The organism is Paraburkholderia sp. J41, from assembly GCF_905220235.1.
Taxonomy (GTDB): Bacteria; Pseudomonadota; Gammaproteobacteria; order Burkholderiales; family Burkholderiaceae; genus Paraburkholderia.
Genome location: NZ_CAJMZE010000002.1, coordinates 299,651 through 315,580 on the forward strand (window position 1 = coordinate 299,651; position 15,930 = coordinate 315,580).

The 15,930-nt window shown below is 67.3% G+C and carries 14 protein-coding genes; 6 read left to right on the forward strand and 8 right to left on the reverse strand.

Annotated elements, in window-relative coordinates; translation table 11 throughout:
* Positions 1–26: 26 nt before the first annotated feature.
* Together U5805_RS03320 and U5805_RS03325 are read left to right on the forward strand one after the other, a co-directional pair.
* Positions 27–680, forward strand: coding sequence for a VC0807 family protein (locus U5805_RS03320; RefSeq protein WP_322102005.1), 654 nt, complete (start codon positions 27–29; stop codon positions 678–680).
* A gap of 128 nt (positions 681–808) precedes the next feature.
* On the forward strand, positions 809–3,448 hold the full coding sequence (locus U5805_RS03325; RefSeq protein ID WP_322102006.1) for an FUSC family protein: 2,640 nt from the start codon (positions 809–811) through the stop codon (positions 3,446–3,448).
* 25 nt (positions 3,449–3,473) lie between these two features.
* On the opposite strand, the gene U5805_RS03330 is transcribed toward U5805_RS03325, so the two are convergent.
* The gene (locus tag U5805_RS03330; RefSeq protein ID WP_322102007.1) at positions 3,474–3,689 is read right to left on the reverse strand and encodes a hypothetical protein; all 216 of its coding nucleotides are present in this window, start codon (positions 3,687–3,689) and stop codon (positions 3,474–3,476) included.
* A gap of 113 nt (positions 3,690–3,802) precedes the next feature.
* The gene (locus U5805_RS03335; RefSeq protein WP_322102008.1) at positions 3,803–4,270 is read right to left on the reverse strand and encodes an Lrp/AsnC family transcriptional regulator; all 468 of its coding nucleotides are present in this window, start codon (positions 4,268–4,270) and stop codon (positions 3,803–3,805) included.
* A 118-nt stretch (positions 4,271–4,388) separates the two neighbouring features.
* On the opposite strand from U5805_RS03335, the gene U5805_RS03340 reads away from it, so the two are divergent.
* Positions 4,389–5,072, forward strand: a complete 684-nt coding sequence (locus U5805_RS03340) for a cysteine dioxygenase family protein (protein ID WP_322102009.1) — start codon at positions 4,389–4,391, stop codon at positions 5,070–5,072.
* Between the two features lie 15 nt (positions 5,073–5,087).
* Here U5805_RS03340 and U5805_RS03345 read toward each other — a convergent pair whose 3' ends face one another.
* The 3 genes from U5805_RS03345 to U5805_RS03355 form a co-directional block, all read right to left on the reverse strand.
* Positions 5,088–7,724, reverse strand: coding sequence for a mechanosensitive ion channel family protein (locus tag U5805_RS03345; protein ID WP_415914527.1), 2,637 nt, complete (start codon positions 7,722–7,724; stop codon positions 5,088–5,090).
* A gap of 411 nt (positions 7,725–8,135) precedes the next feature.
* On the reverse strand, positions 8,136–8,642 hold the full coding sequence (locus U5805_RS03350) for a hypothetical protein (RefSeq protein ID WP_322102010.1): 507 nt from the start codon (positions 8,640–8,642) through the stop codon (positions 8,136–8,138).
* A gap of 2 nt (positions 8,643–8,644) precedes the next feature.
* Positions 8,645–9,148 (reverse strand): GNAT family N-acetyltransferase, encoded by a 504-nt coding sequence (locus U5805_RS03355; RefSeq protein WP_322102011.1) that lies wholly within the window; start codon positions 9,146–9,148, stop codon positions 8,645–8,647.
* Between the two features lie 140 nt (positions 9,149–9,288).
* On the opposite strand from U5805_RS03355, the gene U5805_RS03360 reads away from it, so the two are divergent.
* Positions 9,289–9,870 carry a DJ-1/PfpI family protein gene (locus tag U5805_RS03360; RefSeq protein ID WP_322102012.1) on the forward strand — a complete coding sequence of 194 codons (582 nt, stop codon included), beginning with the start codon at positions 9,289–9,291 and terminating at the stop codon, positions 9,868–9,870.
* Positions 9,871–10,018: 148 nt separating this feature from the next.
* Positions 10,019–10,357, forward strand: coding sequence for a hypothetical protein (locus tag U5805_RS03365; RefSeq protein ID WP_322102013.1), 339 nt, complete (start codon positions 10,019–10,021; stop codon positions 10,355–10,357).
* A 66-nt stretch (positions 10,358–10,423) separates the two neighbouring features.
* Here the strand turns inward: U5805_RS03365 and U5805_RS03370 are convergent, their stop codons facing one another.
* Complete coding sequence (locus U5805_RS03370; protein WP_322102014.1) at positions 10,424–12,184, reverse strand: sensor histidine kinase; 1,761 nt, start codon at positions 12,182–12,184, stop codon at positions 10,424–10,426.
* 444 nt (positions 12,185–12,628) lie between these two features.
* Here U5805_RS03370 and U5805_RS03375 point away from each other — a divergent pair, with 444 nt between their 5' ends.
* Complete coding sequence (locus tag U5805_RS03375; RefSeq protein ID WP_322102015.1) at positions 12,629–13,831, forward strand: ammonium transporter; 1,203 nt, start codon at positions 12,629–12,631, stop codon at positions 13,829–13,831.
* A gap of 120 nt (positions 13,832–13,951) precedes the next feature.
* Here U5805_RS03375 and U5805_RS03380 read toward each other — a convergent pair whose 3' ends face one another.
* Both U5805_RS03380 and U5805_RS03385 read right to left on the reverse strand, forming a co-directional pair.
* Positions 13,952–14,701: an SDR family oxidoreductase gene (locus tag U5805_RS03380; protein ID WP_322102016.1), complete on the reverse strand. Its 750-nt coding sequence runs from the start codon at positions 14,699–14,701 to the stop codon at positions 13,952–13,954.
* Positions 14,702–14,832: 131 nt separating this feature from the next.
* Positions 14,833–15,744 carry a LysR family transcriptional regulator gene (locus U5805_RS03385; RefSeq protein WP_322102017.1) on the reverse strand — a complete coding sequence of 304 codons (912 nt, stop codon included), beginning with the start codon at positions 15,742–15,744 and terminating at the stop codon, positions 14,833–14,835.
* Positions 15,745–15,930: the final 186 nt, after the last annotated feature.

Consider the following 15,930-nt stretch of genomic DNA (forward strand, 5'->3'; position numbering starts at 1 on the left):
AACCCGTTCGTTGGAGTTCGCATCCCATGAAGCTGCGTCCAGCATTCGTCGCCGAACTGGCGGTCAATCTGCTGCTGCCCTGGGTCGCCTATCGTCTCGCTCAACCGCATTGGGGCGAGATCGGCGGCCTGATCGCCTCCGCCATTCCGCCGCTCGCGTGGAGCATCGTCGAACTCGTGCGCTTTCGGCGCATCGACGCGCTTTCCGCCGTCATCCTGCTCGGCATCGTGCTCTCGCTGCTCGCCATGGCGTTCGGCGGCGGCACGCGCGCGTTGCTGATGCGCGAAAGCCTCGCTTCGGGCGCGATCGGCGTGGTGTTTCTCGGCTCGCTGTTCGCCAGGCGGCCCATCGTGTTTTATCTGACACGCGCAACGGTCGCGCGCGAGACGCGCGAAGGCGTGGCACGGCTCGAACTACTGTGGAGCGAAAACCGCAGTTTCGGCGCGGCGATGCGGTTGCTCACGCTGGTCTGGGGCACGGGTCTCGTCGCCGATGCGGCGCTGCGCACGTATCTCGCCGCCACCTGGCCGATCGAGCGCTTTCTCGTCGTCTCGCCCCTGCTCGGCTACGGCGTGTTCGGCGCGCTGATGGCATGGACCTTCTGGTATCGCACGCGCATGCGGCGCATCGACGGCACGCACGGGCTGCTCGGCGACGCTTCGACGCTCAGCGTGGATTGAGGCGCGCGCCGCGCCGGCGCGCACGGGAAACTCCGCAATGCCGGTACGGTCAGATCGCGCCCGAAATCAGTTAGACTCACCGCCACATTCCGCGGCGTTGGGTCCGCTCTCGAACCTCCCGTCAGTCGATGCGCTATTCGGTAGAAATCAGGAAATTCCTCTATAGCCAGTACTTCTACGGCGGTCTGCGCATCGCAGTCGGCATCTCGCTTCCGGCTGTGCTCTGCCTCTTCGTGCTGGACAAGAGCGATCTGGGCTTCACGATCGCCACCGGCGCGCTCGGCGCGTGCGTCGTCGACATGCCAGGCCCGCTCAAGTACAAGCGCAACGAAATGCTCGCGTGCAGCGTGATCGGGTTTTTATCCGCTTACGCGACCGGGCTCGCCACGGTCAATCCGGTCGCGCTCTGGGCGACGGTCGTGCCGCTCACCTTCGTGCTCTCGCTGATCGTCGTCTACGGCAATCGCTGGCCGCAAATCAGCTTCGCCACGCTGTTCATGATGGTGATGACGCTCGAGGAGCATTTCACGCCGCATCAGGCGCTCGTCAATGCGTTGTGGATTCTGCTGGGCGGCCTCTGGTACACGGCGTGGTCCACGCTCGTGAGCCGGCTCATGCTCGATCGCATCGAGCAGCAGGCGCTCGCCGAAAGCGTGTTCGCCTGCGCCGACTACCTGCTCGCGCGCGCGCAGTTCTTCGATCTCGACAACGATCTCGACGAGTGCTACCGCAATCTCGTCGCGAAACAGATCGCGGCGGTCGAGCGCCAGGACGCCGCGCGCGATATCGTGCTGCGCAATCTGCCGCAACTGAAAAGCGGCCGCGTGGACGCGCGCCGCGCGATGCACTTCAACCTCTTCATCAACACGGTCGACCTGCACGAGCTGTTCGTGGGCGCGCATACCGATTACCCGCTCGTGCGCAACACGTTCGGCGGCTCCGACCTGCTCGTGTTCTATCGCGACCTGATCCGCAAGGCCGCCGCCGATCTCGAGGACATCGGCCTTGCCGTGCTGCAAAACGAAGCGCCGCGCGCGAGCGTGAACGTGAAGGCCGAACTGCGCGCGATCGAATACGAACTCGAACAGTTGCGCAAACGCGATCTCGCCGCCAGCGATCCCGAAGCGTATGCGGCGATTTCGGCGTCGTTCCGGCGCATCTGGAGCGCGACGCGCCTGATCGACCGCATGCGCCGCAGCCTCACGAGCGAAATGCCGACGACGGAAACCGAGCTGCGCATCGACGAAGCCCTCACGCGTTTCGTCACGAGCCGCCGCGTGCCCTTTCTGCAAATCTTCTCGAATCTCACGATGGCCTCGCCGAGCTTTCGCCACGCGCTGCGCGTGACGATCGCGGTGGCCGTGGGCTTCTGGCTCGGCCGCCTGCTGCCGCTCACGAACGCGTACTGGATCGTGATGACGAGCATCATCATTCTCAAGCCCGGCTACTCGCTCACGCGCCAGCGCAACGCGCAGCGTATCGTCGGCACGCTGATCGGCTGCGTGGCGAGCATCGCGCTCATCCTGCTCGTGAAAGAGCCGCTCGTGCTGCTCGTGTCGATGTTCGCGGCGATGGTGATGAGCTACAGCCTGCTGCTGTTCAACTACACGGCAAGCGTGGTGTTCACGTCGTCCTATGTGCTGCTGATGTTCCATCTGCTCGCGCCGGGCAGCATGCGCATCATCGGCGAGCGCGCCATCGACACCGTGATCGGCTGCATGATCGCCATCGGCGCAAGCCATCTGTTCCCGTACTGGGAATACCGGCTGATGGGCAAGCTCGTACACGACATGATCGCGGCCACGCGCGGTTATCTGGAAGCCAGCTGGTGGTGGAGCGGCCGCACGAACGCGCCGCAGCCGGCGTTCGCGGGCGGCGGCGCGCGCCCCGAAGCCGGCGCGCCGCCCGACATCGCGACGCTCACCGAAGCCGGCGCGCGGGTGAGCGCGCATGCCACGGCGAATGCACGCGCCGATGCCCCCGTCAACACGCCAGCCCACGCCCCTGCCCATGCCAATACGCGCACCGAGGCGGCGGCACCGGACTCCGACGTCCCGGCCGCCTCAGCCGCCCCGGCCGCCTCAGCCGCCCCGGCCACGATGGCGAGCGCCTCCGCCGACGCCGCGAGCGTCGCGAGCGAAATCGCCGCGGCGCAGGCAGCGCCTTCGCAGCATCCGCACGTCGCGCCGAGCGCGCCCGGCGTCGCGGCCGTCGGTTCGAAAGCCGCCGCGCAAGCCGCCGCCACGGCGGGCGCGAGCGCCGCCGTGCCGTCGCTCGCGCGCGACTTCCGCTATCGGCTCGCGCGCAAGAACGTACACGTGGCGTTCGCGAACCTCGGCCAGGCGTTCCAGCGCATGATGCTCGAACCGAAGGCGGCGCAGAAGTTCGTGCCCGAACTCAACGACCTGCTCGTGCGCAGCCACGTGCTCGCTTCGCAGATCACGGCCACCGCGCCGCTACTGCGCAGCACGAAGCAAGCCGGCGAAAGCGCGCCGAATCTCGACGCGCTCGAACGCGCGCTTTCCTGCGTGCGCGAGAACCTGGTGGCCGCCGAAGCGGGCACGCCCGCTCCCGCCGAGCAGGCCGACATCACGAAGCAGCTCACGCGCGACCTCGACGCCATGGTCGTGCAGGCCGAGCGCGCGACCGGCACCGCGAGCGACCTCGTGCAAGAACTGAAACTGCTCGCGCATCAGTGCAAGCAGATGATTGCGGCGTCGTGGCTCATTCGCAAGGACGCGAGCCTGATCCGGCTGCCGGAGGCATGAAGCGCGGCGCCGCGCGCGGAACGCGTTATTGCGTGGCGCTGCCGGCCTGCGAAGCCGGCGCGCTGGCCGTGGCGGACGTGGAACCGGCGCGCGCCGCGCCCACGGTTTCGTCGTATTCGCGCTTGCTGCGCAGTGCGTTGAACAGCACGGTGCCGATCACGACCAGCACCACGACCACGATCAACACGCCCACGCCAAAGACGGGATTTTTCCTGCGCGCTTTTCTGGGCGATTCGTTCATCGGTCGTGCCCGGCCCGCAGGCGAACGGTGAGAGGAACGCGCATTCTACGCCGCCCCGCCTTGCAGACGGCTTGCGCCGCGCGCCCTCGGTCCGCTTCGCGCGGTCGGCGCATTTATGCGCCGCTGCGCACCGGGAGCGCCGTCGAATACTTGATCTGCTCCATGGCGAAGCTCGAACTCACGTCGAAAAGCGGCACGCTGCGGATCAACTGCTTGTAGACGCGGTCGTAATCGTCGATATCGGTGACGACGATGCGCAGCAGGTAATCGGTCTCGCCGCTCATGCGGTAAGCCTCGACAATCTCGGGAATCTCGCGCACGGCGCGCGTGAAATTCTGCGCCCAGGCTTCCGTGTGCTCGTTGGTGCGCACCGCGACGAACACCGTGGTGCCGACGCCCAGCTTGCGCGGATCGCACAACGCCACCTGCGCGCGAATCACCCCCGTTTCCTTCAGGCGCTGGACGCGTTTCCAGCACGGCGTTTGCGAAAGGTTCACGCGCTGCGCGAGTTCGGCGACCGGCGTGGTGGCGTCCTGCTGAAGCAACTCGACGAGCTTCCTGTCGATGAGATCCATTTTCATCCCTCCCGATTCATAGAAATTTATTCTATACGATAGGGACTTTGAGAGAATAATTTGAAAGCGATTTCTTGCGTCGAAGCGGTATAACTTTAGTCTGCCGAACGAGAGAAACGCGATCATGAACGCCCTTGCCGAAGCCGCGCTGCTGCGCGCCGCCACAACCGATAGCCGTAACGACAGCCACGACGCCAGCGACAACCACGGCGACAACGGCGGCGACAACTACTGCTCCCGCCACGGCGACAGCGCCCACGCGCGCGTCCTCGCACGCCTGTGCGCCGCCGTCGACGCCGCCTTGACAGCCTGCACGACACCCGGCGACCCGTCGCGCTGCCCAAGCTTCGCACGCGACGTGCGCGCCGCTCTGGCCCGCGCAATCGCCGAGCCGGCGCTCATCGAGGCCGCGCACCGCGAGGGCGGCGCGCAAAGCTATCGCCGGCATCTGCTCGCGGCATGCCCTTGCGGCCACTACGCGGTCGCCGCGCTGGTCTGGCAGCCGGGGCACGCGAGCCCGGTTCACGCGCACCACACCTGGTGCGGCTACGCCGTACACGAAGGCACGCTCAACGAAACGCTCTACGCATGGGACAGCGCGCACGAGGGCGCCCGCGCCGTGCGCACGCAGCGGCGCGCAAGCGGCGACGTGGCCTTCGGTGGACGCGGACGCGCCAACATCCACCGGCTCTCGAACGACAGCGGCCAACCCGCGATTTCGCTGCATGTGTACGGCGTGGCGGCGGACGGCATCGCGACCCGCGTCAACGACATCCTGCCGCTCGCAAGATCGCTTGCGACGGTCTGAGGCGTCGTGCGCGGCTCAGGTTTTGCCGCCCGCCGTGGGAATCTGCGGCGGCGCGCCTTCGGGCCCGGCGGTGGGCGGCGGCGCGGGACGCGGCGCGTGCGAGGCGTCGCGCGTGACGGCCCGCGTTTGCCGATCGTCGCGCACGGGCGCAGGCGCGGGTTCGTACTCGTGCGTGGCAGCGAGCGCCTCGCCGCGACCGTCGCGCTCGTCGAATTCGTGCGATTCATGCGATTCGCGTGATGCCCGCGGCTCGTGCCGCTCGTCCGCTTCGTGCGCGGCGTGCGGCGCTTCGTCGCCCTCGCCGCGCGGCGCCGACATATGCACGCGCATCTGCGGCACCGGAATCTCGATGCCCGCTTCGTCCATATGACGCTTCAGGCGCGCATTGAACGCGCGCGCCACGCTCCACTGCTGAAGCGGCCGGGTCTTGATCTGCCCTTTCACGACCATCCAGTTCGGATCGAAACGATCGAGGCCCCACACTTCCACCGGCCCGAGAATCTCGCGCCGGTAACGAAAATCGGCAACCAGTTCGGCGCCGGTTTCGCGAATCATGCGCGTGACCGTGTCGAGATCGACGTGGAACGGCACGCGCACCTCGAACACCGCGAACGCGAAATCGCGCGAGAGATTCTTCACGATCTTGATCTGCGAAAACGGAATTGCGTGAATCGCGCCCTGTCCGTCGCGCAGCCGCACCGTGCGTATCGACAAATGCTCGACGGTGCCGGCGTGGCCGTTGTCCAGATCGATCCAGTCGCCCACTGAAATCGTCTCTTCGATGATGATGAACAGCCCCGTGATGAGGTCGGTTACGAGCGACTGCGCGCCGAACCCGATCGCGAGGCCGATCACGCCGGCGCCCGCGAGCAGCGGCGTCACGTTGATGCCGAGATTGGCCGCCGTGACGATGCCCGCGACGGTGAGAATCGACACGAGCACGGCGTTGCGCACGAGCGGCAGCATGGTGCGCGCGCGCGTGCTGGGCGCGCGGCCCTTGGTGCGCGGGCCGCTCGGATTGAGCGCTTCGAGAATGGCCGTATCGACCACGATCCACACGAGCCACGCGAGAAAAACAGTGGCGAAGATCGCGAAGATCGCGTGCGCGATGCCGCGCGCCGCCACGCTCGCCTCGATGATCGCCGCGAGCGAAATGTCCCAGAGGCGCGCGCAGAACTCGAAATACGCGAGCCAGACGAACAGCACGAGCAGCGTGCCCGCAAAGCGCAGCAGGCGGCGCAGATACGGCGAGCGGCGCCGCACGCGCGTGGGGTCGGGCCGCGTGATGCGGAACACGACCGCCGAAAGGAAGAACGCGAGCACGAGCAGCAGCGCCGTGACCACCGAAATCTGCAACACGTTTTCGCGCGCGCCGATGCCGCCCACCGTTGCCGCGATCGACGCCGCCGCGAGCAGCAGCATCGGCAGTTGCCAGAGCGAGGCCAGCACGTCGAGCACCTCGGTGAGCGCCTTGTGGCCGTGGCGCAGCGAGTAGCTGCGATTGCGGATCAGATGCGCGACGGGCCGCCGGAACGCGATCGCGAAGTAGCCGGTGAGCACGGCCGCGGACATGTTCGCGAACGTGCTCACGAGCGCCGCGAGATTCGGGCCGAGCTGATGCGCGACGTCGACGTTCTGCGCGGCGTCGCCGAGCGCGGCCAGCACGCCGATGGCGAACAGCAGGCGGCGCGACTGCCCGATCAGTTCGCGCACCGCCGCGCGCCGGTGCCCCGAGCCGAACAGCGAAAACATGATGAGACAGATCGACGAAAACAGGGCGCCGGCGACGATCGCGTAGGCGATCACCACGCCAAGCGTGCGCCCAAGCGCTTGCGGCAACGCGCGCTCGACGACCAGCGCGCCGACGAACGCGACGATCCAGGGCGCCGCGCGATGCGAGACGAAGATCAGCAGTTCGATCGTGCGCGGATTGGGCCGCAAGCCCACCGCCACTTCGAAGCGCCGCAACAGGCGCCGCTCGAGCCAGCGCAGGATGGCCGCGCACGCGCCCCAGCCCACCAGCATGGCAAAGAGGTCGAACACGATGCGGCCGGGCGTTTCGCCCTCGCCGCCCGCCGCGATCGTGTAAAGCTCGTAGGCCGCCGAGCGGAACCGCCCGGCCCAGTAATGCAGCGGACTGCGGCCGCGGCGCGCATCGGCTTCGACCGAAGCCAGCCCCGAGGCGATCGCGCCGAGCAGGCCCGAAGTCGCCGCCGCGCCCGAAGCCGGCGCGGGCGCGGCGTTCTGCGAAACGTCACGCAACTTCTTGAGCTGATTGAGCAGCGCGGTGCGCTGGCGTTCGTTGTCGAGCGTGGCGATCACGCTGTCGAGCGAGCGCGCGAATTCGGCCTGGCTCGCGGGCGACGGCGCCGAAGCGGCCTGCGCAGCCGATGCCGCCGAAGCGCTCGCGGGCGCGCCGGTGATGACGCTCTTGAGCGCGGGCAGGATGGGCACGGGCACAGGTGCAGGCGCGGGCGCCGAGGCGCTCTGCGCGAACGCGGCGAACGGCGCGCCCATCGCGAGAATCAACGAAAGACACGCGGCAAACCACCGACATAACGCCATCGCGCGGCGCGGCGCGGGCTGCGCCGCACCGCGGCATCCGCACGACGGACCGGCGCCCGCGCCGTCGCGTCCGATGCTGGAATTCATGGCAAAAAGGGGGAGAAACGGGAGGCATCAGTGTAGCCGCACTCCGCCTGCACGCGTCCTGCGCATGCGTAACAAGTTGTCAATGCGGTGTGTCAACCGGGTGCGTTAGGGCGGCTTTCCGCACCGCGCTCCAGCGCCGACGAATGCGACCGCGCAGCCTCCGGCCGGGAGCGGCTTGATGATGCCACCAGGACGGTTGCACTTGAGGATTGCATCGCTTGCAGACACGCGGACAAGGCAAGCGTGGACGGCCAACGCAAATTGGCCGCGCGCGTTCAGGCGATCCCGCGAAAAATGCCGCCGCGCCGCGAGAATCGAAAAAAGCAGCCGTCACGACATCATCCGATCAGGCGAATTGCGCGCATTGCGCTCGCGCGCGAAGCGGCCCGCGTCAACCGAACCGCGCCACGCTCATTGCGAGCCATCCGAGGCCGACATCGGCGCCGAAGCCGACGCTGCGCTGCTGGCCCAGCGTTGCAGCGAGTGCCCGGCGATGGTCAAGCCCGTCCCCGTGGCCGCCGCCGCATGACCGAGCATGGATTGCGCCGCGCCCGCCGCATCGCGCAACTGCGCGTGCGCGCTGGACGCCAGCTCGGCGTTGCTGGGCGTCGCGCTCGCTGCCGTGCCGTCGCTTGCCGCTTGAGCTTGATCTTGCGCCTGCGAAGCCGACGCCGAAGCGTCGAGCTTCTGCTGCGCCGCATCGACCTGCTGGTTCACGTAGCTCGCCGCCTTGTCGAGCGTTTGCTTCGCTTGCTGCGCCGCCTGCTGCGCGGCGTCCTGCGTGGCCTGCTTCATGGCTTCGGTGGACTGCTTGCTGACGTCGGGCGCGTTCTGCTTGTCGCAGCCGGACACGAGCGCCGCCGCGCAAACGACGAGCGGCGCGAGGGCCAGCCATTGATTGGATTGCTTCGAAAACATGGTCATCCCGAAAGATTCGCCGCACGGAGCGGCTTGCACAGATGAAAACGCGGCAATGATACGCCGTCGCGGAAAACCGCTTGCGCCGCAATCAACGAAAAACCCGCACGCTCGAACACGGGCCGCGCGAGCGCGCTTGCATCGACGCTCAACACGCTCGCCTTCGATGCGCGCGCAAGCTGCTCCAGTTGCGCGATCAAGGCGCCGCCCACGCCGCGCCGCGACCACTCGGGCGCGACGTACAGCATCTCGATATGATCGACCGGCGCCAACTGCGCGAACGCGACCGCCGCGCCGCCGCGGCGCGCGACGAGCGTCACGCCGCGCGACAGACGCGCGTCGAAAGAAGCCAGGTCGTCGGCGCTGGAAACCCACGCCGCGCGTTGCGCCGCGTCGTAGCGCGAGACCGCGAGCGTGGCGATGGACGCGCGAAAGAGCGCGGCCAGTTCGGCGGCGTCGCGCCGCGGCACATAGCGCTCGCAAACGATCGGGTCGGGCAGCGCCAATAGCGGACTCGAAAACGGTGGATTAAAAGACGACGGATTCACAGGCGCACCTTGCGTCATGCGTGTGTAAAGTCATCCAGCATGATGGAGTAGACTGCTTTCGCACGCGATCTGTTCCACTCCCTTTTCGGAGACTCACGATGGCCGTCAAGAAGATCCTTTTTCTCACCGGCGACTTCGCCGAAGACTACGAAACGATGGTGCCGTTCCAGGCGCTCCAGGCCGTGGGCCATCGCGTCGACGCCGTGTGCCCGGGCAAGAAGGCCGGCGAGCGCATCAAGACCGCCATCCACGACTTCGAGGGCGACCAGACCTATACCGAAAAGCCCGGCCATCAGTTCGCGCTCAACGCCACCTTCGACGAGATCGACGCCGCCGGCTACGACGCGCTCGCCATCGCGGGCGGCCGCGCGCCCGAGTATCTGCGCCTGAATCCCAAGGTCATCGAACTCGTGCGCCACTTCGCGGGCGCGAACAAGCCGATTGCCGCGATCTGCCACGCCGCGCAACTGCTCGCCGCCGCCGAGGTCATTCGCGGTAAGCGCATTTCCGCCTACCCGGCGTGCGCGCCCGAAGTGCGGCTCGCGGGTGGCGAATACGCCGATATCGCGATCGACGGCGCCGTCACCGATGCGCCGTTCGTCACCGCGCCCGCGTGGCCCGCGCACCCCGAATGGCTGCGGCAATTTCTCGCGCTGCTCGGCACGCGCATCGATCCTTGAGCACGTTCTGAGCCTTTCGCGTCAATCGCTTACGCGCCGCCGCCCGGAACGCGGCGCAGCGCGCACGGTCCGCCGATTCGGACTGGTCTGATTTCATCGCGCACAAACGCTTGCCAGAATCTTCGGCACTGTTTCGGAGTGCGCGTAGATGAATCTGACAGACTGGGTGCTGATCCTCGCTATCGTCCTTTCGGCGATCGTCTTTCTTTGTTCGTGCAACGGCCGCAGACGGCGCTCACGAAGCTACGTGGACCGCGCGCGCCGCGCTCAGGGCACGCGCCTGCTCATGCAGGCCGCCATCGCGCTCTGGGCCGCGCTGCTCACTCTGGAACGCTGCTTCGTGGAGCCGGCCGGCGGGCCGTTCGGTTTCGCGCTGCGCCCGCCCGTTGCGCTGGGCGCCGCGCTCGCACTGGCCGTCGTGGGCCTCGTCTGGTCGTTTCGCGCCAGCCGTCTGTTTCGGGCACGGCGCATTTTCGGCACTTGCTGAACGCCGCGCCCGCTGCCTTATCCGCGCCTGCTACCTTATCCGCGCCCGCTACGCGCACCGCCGCTGCTAGGTCGCCGCACCGCCGCGCGACGCGCCGGCAGGCGGGCGCACCATCACCGAAGCCACGAGCGGCGCATCGGATCGTCCGCCAGCAGACAGCGCACCGCTCGCGCCGTTCGCATCCGCGCGCTCCAGCGCGCTGATCAACTGATCGGCGTCGCCGGGCGCGGGCGGCGCGCAAGCCAGCGCATCGGGCAACGAAAGATAAAACGTCGTGCCCTCGCCTTCCGTCGATTCCACCCACACGCGCCCGCCGTGCCGTTCCACGACGCGGCGCACGAGCGCGAGGCCGATGCCTTCGCCGGGCGCCACGTCGCCGTGCATGCGTTGAAACGCCTGAAAAAGACGCGGCAAGCCGACTTCGGGAATGCCCAGCCCGTTGTCGCTCACATAGAAAATCTGTAGCGACTCCACGCCCGGCGGCGCACTCGCCGCACCGATCTCGACGCGCCCTTCGCGCACCGGATCGAGATAATTCAACGCATTGCCGATCAGATTCGCGAACACCTGCTCGAGCGCCGTCGGGTCGCCCCATACGTCGGGCAGCGCACGCACGCTCACCTGCGCGCCGCGCGTGCGGATCGAGCCGTGCATCGACTCGACCACGCGCTGCACCATCTCCTGCACGCCCACGCGCTGACGCCGGTACTCCACGCGGCCCACGCGCGCGAGCCGCAGCAGCGCGTCGATGATGTGCGAGGCGCGCAGCACGGCGCTTTGCAAATAACGCAGCGCCTCGCCGATGTCCTCGTTGATGACGCGCTCGATGCGTTCGCGCGCCTGCGGTGTCAGCGCCGCCGACGCCGCCACGCGCTCGCGCAGGTCGTTGCACGCGTGGTTCAGTTCGCGCGAAAAGCCTTGCAGGTTGACGAGCGGCGCGCGCAGATCGTGCGACACGCCGTGGATGAACATCTCGTTTTCCTGGGTCTGCTGGCGCAGGTTTTCGTTGATGCGCGCAAGCTGGTCCGCGCGCCGCGCGAGATCGGCCTGAAAACCGAGCCGCAACCGCTCGGCTTCGATCAGCCGCTGACCGATCTGATGCAGCGTGAAGTCGAGCTGCGCGATTTCGTCGCCGCCGTCCGCGAGCGGCGCAAGCGGTTCGCCCGCCGCCAGCCGGTTCGCATTGTCCGAGAGCGCGTTGAGCCGCCAGCGCGCGCCGCGCGCGAACACGCCCACGGCGAGCGCGACCAGCACGATCGAGCCGATCACCGCGGTCATCACGAGCGACTGCTGCTGCGCGCGCGCAGCGACCGCCGTGGCAACGCGCCTCATGTCCAGTCGCCGCTCCTCGGTCTGAAACGACGTGATCTGACCGCGCACGCGATCGAGCACGTCGGCGCGCGTGAGCGTGCGAAAACGCTCGATGAGATCGGCGCGGCGCGCCGAGTGCAGCAGATCCTGCACGCGGTCCGACCATTGCCGATAGTTCTGGATGGCCTGGCGGATCTGCACGGCGCGCTCGACTTGCGCGGGGTTGTCCGAGACCAGCTCCACGAGCCGATCGATGCGGCGGTCCACGTCCATCCACATCGCCACGGGCGTCGCGTAATGCGCGTCGCCGGCGGCCACTGCGCCGCGCAACTGCACCGACTCGACCAGCACCGGTTCGAGCACGCGCGCCGCCTGCGCCAGCACGGCCTGACTGTGCTGGCCGGCGCGCTCGGCGGTTTCGGCGTCGGCTTGCGCCTTGACGATGGCCGCGAGCAGGCTCAGTTCGAACAACGCCGGAATCGCGATCAGCAAAAGCCCTTTGGTGGTGAGGCGCATCGAATGGCGGTTCGGAAGCCGAACGCGCGGAAGGTGGCGATCCGGCCATTATGTCGGCGTTTGCGCGCCGCGTGGGTAGCGGTTTTCGCTCGCTTGGCGGAGCGAGGTTACTCCGCGACACCTTCAGCGCGATAGCAACGACTTTCCGCATACGGACAGATCATCGACAGAAAGGTATTTGGAATATATCGCCCAGATTTTGCGCTTTACATCACCATCTTTGCGCGTACGCCCCGAATTTGTGCCGATGAATGAGGTACGCACCAATCTCGCGCACCGGACATTCGCAAGCAAAATAATCGAAAACCCGCTTCGGTGCATTGACGCACCGACCTGACGCGCCTTCCAATCGCAATATTCACCACTTTGGCGCTTTCTGGCCCAACTCTTGCTCCTAATGCCGACCTTTTCAGCGCCCAGCCTTGGGCTTACGCAGGAAGCCAGATGGACACTCTCAAGACCGGCACCGACACGCTCTTTCTGCTGCTGGGCGCCGCCATGGTGCTCGCGATGCACGCGGGGTTCGCGTTTCTCGAACTCGGCACCGTGCGCAAGAAGAATCAGGTCAACGCGCTCGTGAAGATTCTCGTCGACTTTTCCGTTTCGACGATCGCCTACTTCTTCATCGGCTACACGCTCGCCTACGGCGTGCAGTTCTTCTCGCACGCCGACATCCTCGCCCGGCACAACGGCTACCAGCTCGTGCGCTTCTTCTTCCTGCTGACCTTCGCGGCGGCCATTCCGGCCATCGTCTCGGGCGGCATTGCCGAGCGTTCGAAATTCAATCCGCAACTCTTCGCGACCTTCGTGATCGTCGGCTTCATCTATCCGTTTTTCGAAGGCATGGTGTGGAACAATCGCCTGCATTTCGAAGACGCGATGACGCACGTGTTCGGCGTGCCGTTTCACGATTTCGCGGGTTCGGTGGTCGTGCATGCGTTCGGCGGCTGGGTCGCGCTGCCGGCGGTGCTGCTGCTCGGCGCGCGCCACGGGCGCTATACGCGCGACGGCCGCATCGCCGCGCATCCGCCTTCGAGCATTCCGTTTCTCGCGCTGGGCGCGTGGGTGCTCGCCGTGGGCTGGTTCGGCTTCAACGTGATGAGCGCGCAGACCGTCGACAAGATCAGCGGTCTGGTCGCCGTGAATTCGCTGATGGCGATGGTGGGCGGCACGCTCGCCGCGTGGTTCGCGGGCCGCAACGACCCGGGCTTCACCTACAACGGGCCGCTTGCGGGGCTCGTGGCCGTGTGCGCGGGCTCGGACATCATGCATCCGCTCGGCGCGCTGGTCACGGGCGCGGTTGCGGGCGTGCTGTTCGTCTACATGTTCACCTGCGTGCAGAACCGCTGGCGCATCGACGACGTGCTCGGCGTGTGGCCGCTGCACGGCCTGTGCGGCGCGTGGGGCGGCATCGCGGCGGGCATTTTCGGCGCGCGCTGGCTGGGCGGCATCGGCGGCGTGTCGCTCGGCGCGCAGATCGTCGGCACGCTCGCGGGCATCGTCGTCGCCTCGCTCGGCGGTTTCGTCGTGTACGGCGCGTTGCGCATGACCGTGGGCCTGCGCATCGACCAGGAGGACGAATACAACGGCGCCGATCTCTCCATCCACAAGATTTCGGCCACGCCCGAGCGCGAAACCGTCGCCTGATGCTAACGCCGGCTTGAGGCGCGCTTGCCGCCGCGGCGGCCGTCGCGCCTCATTGCCCGGAAGCGTCATCGCCCCAAAAACGTCATCGCCCCGAAAGCGCCGTCGCCGTCAGGCCTCGCCTCAAAGCTGGCCCATGCCGCCCGCGGCAATCACTTCGGTGCCGATGATGAACGCCGACTCCTTCGCGCTCAGATGCAGCACCGTCGAGGCGATTTCCTCCGGCGTCGCAAACCGCTTGAGCGGCACGAGTTCGCGGATCGCGGCGGCCGTCGCCTCGCGTTGCGCGGCGTCCATGCCGAACTTGTCGTAGAGCGGCGTCGCGACCGGCCCGGGGCTCACCACGTTCACGCGAATCGCGCGCGGCAGCAGTTCGGCCGACAGCGTTTTCGCGAAGGAAATCAGCGCGGCCTTGCTGGCCGCATACACCGACGAAGCCGGCATGCCGATATGCGCGTTGATCGAGCCGTTGAGCACGATGGCCGCGCCGTCGTTGAGCACGGGCAGGAGCGACTGGATCTGGAAGTACGCGCCCTTCACGTTGATGTCGAAGGTCTGGTCCCAAAGCGCTTCGTCCACCTGCTCGAACGGCGCGAGCTTCGCCACCCCCGCGTTGACGAACACGGCGTCGAGCTTCACGCCCGCGTCGCGCACGGCGGCGGCCAGCGCCCGCGCGGACTCGACGGAACCGGCGTCGTTGCGCCACGCGAGCGCGCCTTCGCCGAGCGACTGGCGCGCGGCTTCGAGGCCCGCCGGGTCGCGGCCCGTGACGATGACGCGTGCGCCTTCGGCCGCGTAGGCTTGCGCGGCCGCGAGGCCGATGCCGCTGCTACCGCCGGTGACGAGGACAGTTTGATTGGCGAAGCGATTCATGACGTTCTCCTGAGGATGGTCGCCGATGCGTGTCTGCATCGACCGTGACGTCATCTTCGTCCTCGCCGGGCACTTTGCCGTACGACTTCGTTGGCGCAAACGTTCGATTTTTTCGAACGTTTTTCCCAACGCTAGCGCGCGATGCCGTCCACGAGCGCTTGCGCAAGACGCGGTTCGCGCAGGCGCTCGATCCACCATTGCAGCGCGCGCCCGGCCTGCTCGCCGCGCCACGCGACGTAGAGCACGTTGGGCTCACGCGGACTCGCCGTCGCCTTTTCCACGAGTTCGCCGCGCTCCACGAGCTTCGCCACGCGCCGCTTCGGCAGCCAGCCGACGCCCAGCCCCGCACGCTGTGCTTCGATCTTCGCGCACATCGTCGGCACCGAGAGCACTCGCTGCCCGCCGAGCAAACCGTACGCGCGGCCCGGCGAGCCGCGCGCCGAATCGGCCACGGCCACGCCGCGCTCGGCCAGAATGCGCTCGCGCGGCAACGGCTCGGGCTCGCGCGCGAGCGCATGGCGCGGCGAAACCGCGAAAGTCCACGCCATCACGCCCAGTTCGAACCACTGCAAGCCATCGATGGCGGGCGGCTCGTTGGTGGCGCCGATAATGAGATCGGCGCGGCCGTCGCGCAGCGCCTCCCAGGTTCCCGACAGCACTTCGTGCGTGAAGCGCAGTTTCACGCCGGCGCCGAGCGCGTCGAAGTCGCGGATCGACGGCATCAACAATTCGAATTCGATGATTTCGTCGGTGACGATCCACAGGCGGTCTTCCCAGCCGTTCGCGATCTGGCGCACGCGCTGCGTCATGCGCGCGACGTCCTGCATCAGACGCCCCGCTTCCTGCGCGAGCAGATGCCCGGCGGGCGTAAGTTGCAGGCGATAGCGGCGGCGGTCGAACAGCAGCGCGTCGAAGCGCGCCTCGAGCTGGCGAGCCGCATGCGAAACCGTCGAAGGCGCCTTGTTCAACCGCGCGGCGGCGCGCGAAAGACTGCCGGTTTCGCGGATCGCGTCGAGTAGCGCGAGTTCTTCTTCGGACAGCATGTGCCACCTCTTCGAACGAGTCTCGTCGATCGTACGCCGAAGAAGCGCCCGACAATTGGGGATCGAAGATAAAAAAACGGCGATGCTGGAAGAACGAGGGCTGGCGCGATGGCGGCCCATGGTTTTTCGCCACGGTATGTGCGGTAGCCCGCAGTGCGGCGAACCCTATCGCAGGTAAAAAAACGC

Excerpts from the sequence above, each read along its gene's own strand:
- U5805_RS03320 (WP_322102005.1), top strand. The coding sequence starts at position 27 with ATGAAGCTGCGTCCAGCATTCGTCGCCGAACTGGCGGTCAATCTGCTG.
- U5805_RS03325 (WP_322102006.1), top strand. The coding sequence starts at position 809 with ATGCGCTATTCGGTAGAAATCAGGAAATTCCTCTATAGCCAGTACTTC.
- U5805_RS03330 (WP_322102007.1), bottom strand. The coding sequence starts at position 3,689 with ATGAACGAATCGCCCAGAAAAGCGCGCAGGAAAAATCCCGTCTTTGGC.
- U5805_RS03335 (WP_322102008.1), bottom strand. The coding sequence starts at position 4,270 with ATGAAAATGGATCTCATCGACAGGAAGCTCGTCGAGTTGCTTCAGCAG.
- U5805_RS03340 (WP_322102009.1), top strand. The coding sequence starts at position 4,389 with ATGAACGCCCTTGCCGAAGCCGCGCTGCTGCGCGCCGCCACAACCGAT.
- U5805_RS03345 (WP_415914527.1), bottom strand. The coding sequence starts at position 7,724 with ATGAATTCCAGCATCGGACGCGACGGCGCGGGCGCCGGTCCGTCGTGC.
- U5805_RS03350 (WP_322102010.1), bottom strand. The coding sequence starts at position 8,642 with ATGTTTTCGAAGCAATCCAATCAATGGCTGGCCCTCGCGCCGCTCGTC.
- U5805_RS03360 (WP_322102012.1), top strand. The coding sequence starts at position 9,289 with ATGGCCGTCAAGAAGATCCTTTTTCTCACCGGCGACTTCGCCGAAGAC.
- U5805_RS03365 (WP_322102013.1), top strand. The coding sequence starts at position 10,019 with ATGAATCTGACAGACTGGGTGCTGATCCTCGCTATCGTCCTTTCGGCG.
- U5805_RS03370 (WP_322102014.1), bottom strand. The coding sequence starts at position 12,184 with ATGCGCCTCACCACCAAAGGGCTTTTGCTGATCGCGATTCCGGCGTTG.
- U5805_RS03375 (WP_322102015.1), top strand. The coding sequence starts at position 12,629 with ATGGACACTCTCAAGACCGGCACCGACACGCTCTTTCTGCTGCTGGGC.
- U5805_RS03380 (WP_322102016.1), bottom strand. The coding sequence starts at position 14,701 with ATGAATCGCTTCGCCAATCAAACTGTCCTCGTCACCGGCGGTAGCAGC.
- U5805_RS03385 (WP_322102017.1), bottom strand. The coding sequence starts at position 15,744 with ATGCTGTCCGAAGAAGAACTCGCGCTACTCGACGCGATCCGCGAAACC.